This window comes from Kitasatospora sp. NPDC056446, assembly GCF_042796115.1.
Lineage (GTDB): Bacteria > Actinomycetota > Actinomycetes > Streptomycetales > Streptomycetaceae > Kitasatospora.
Genome location: NZ_JBHTRF010000218.1, coordinates 1 through 1,438, shown reverse-complemented (window position 1 = coordinate 1,438; position 1,438 = coordinate 1). Strand labels below are relative to the sequence as shown.

The following is a 1,438-nucleotide window of genomic DNA, read 5'->3' as shown; positions in this document are numbered from 1 at the left end:
CTAGTAGTACTTCGTTAGGTTGATTTGATCTTGTGGTCGTGGCGGTGCATGCTGCGGTCTGTGGATCTTGGTGAGGTGGAGAAGCTTCGTGGGGACCTCGGCGACTTCGTGGCCGAGGTCTTCGCATCGCTCGCGCGCAAGGATCAGCGCCGGCAAGGGGATTGCTATCTGCGCGGGCTGATGTTGGACGGGCGGCGCAAGTCGATCCAGCCGATGGCCGAGCGGCTGCCGGACGGGAACATGCAGGCGCTGCAGCAGTTCGTCAGCCAGTCGCCGTGGGACCACACGCCGGTTCTGCGGCAGATCGCACGGAAGATGACCGCCGCCCTCGCGCCGGAGGCGTGGGTGATCGACGACACCTCGTTCCCGAAGGCCGGCGACCAGTCCGTGGCCACGTCTCGGCAGTACTGCGGCGCGCTGGGCAAACGCTCTCTCTGCCAGGTCGGGGTGAGCGTCCACGCCGTCACCGACCAGGCCTCCAGCCCGCTGTCCTGGCGGCTGTTCGTGCCGCCGGAGTGGGACGATCGTGACGATGCCCGCCGCCGTCGCACCGGCCTGCCACCGGAGGTCGGGCACGTCGAGAAGTGGCGCCTGGCCGTCGACGCCCTCGAAGAGTTGATCTCCTGGGGGCTCACCCCGCAGGTCGTGGTCGCCGACGCGGGCTACGGCCAGTCCGCCGCGTTCCGCCATGCCCTGCGCTCCCGGGACCTGAGGTACATCGTGGCGGTGCGCGGCGACGAGACCGCGCACCGCCACGACGCCGAACCGGTGGCGCCCGCCTATGGCGGTGCCGGCCGCAGGACACTGCCCCGTTACCGCACGGATTCCGTCGCCCTGCACGAGCTCGCCACCGAAGGCGGGCGCCGTGCGTTTCGGCAGGTCACCTGGCGTCAGGGCAGCCGCGGGGCGATGCGCTCGCGCTTTCGCGTCCTGCAGGTGCGGCCCGCGGGGAAGATCCCCCGGACGCTCGCCGCCGCCGAGGCCGGCGGCGCCGCCGCATGGAACGGCGTCCTACCGGCCGAGACCCTGCTGGTCGAATGGCCTCCCGGCGCGACCGCGCCCACCGACTACTGGCTCACCAACCTGCCACCCGACACCGTGATCCGCCGCCTCGTGCGCCTGGCCAAGATCCGCTGGCGCATCGAGCACGACTACCGCGAGATGAAACACGGCCTGGGCCTGGACCACTTCGAGGGCCGCACCTGGCGCGGCTGGCACCACCACGTCACCCTGGTCACCGCCGCCCACGCCTTCCTCACCCTCCGGCGCCTCGACCCAAAAGTCGAGACGCCGGCCTGACCTTCTACCGAGTCCTCGACACCATCCAGGACCTGATACGGGCCTGGACCGGCGAATGCCCCACCTGCCACCGCGAGTTACCCACCACACGCCGACCAGGACGCACCCGACCACGCCAGACCTAACGAAGTACTACTAG

At 70.0% G+C, this 1,438-nt stretch carries 1 protein-coding gene; it reads left to right on the top strand.

Annotated elements, in window-relative coordinates:
• The first annotated feature begins 60 nt into the window (after nt 1–60).
• Entirely contained in the window at nt 61–1,299 is a 1,239-nt protein-coding gene (locus tag ACFQ6N_RS40800; RefSeq protein WP_380659194.1) for an IS701 family transposase, read from the top strand.
• Nucleotides 1,300–1,438 lie beyond the last annotated feature (139 nt).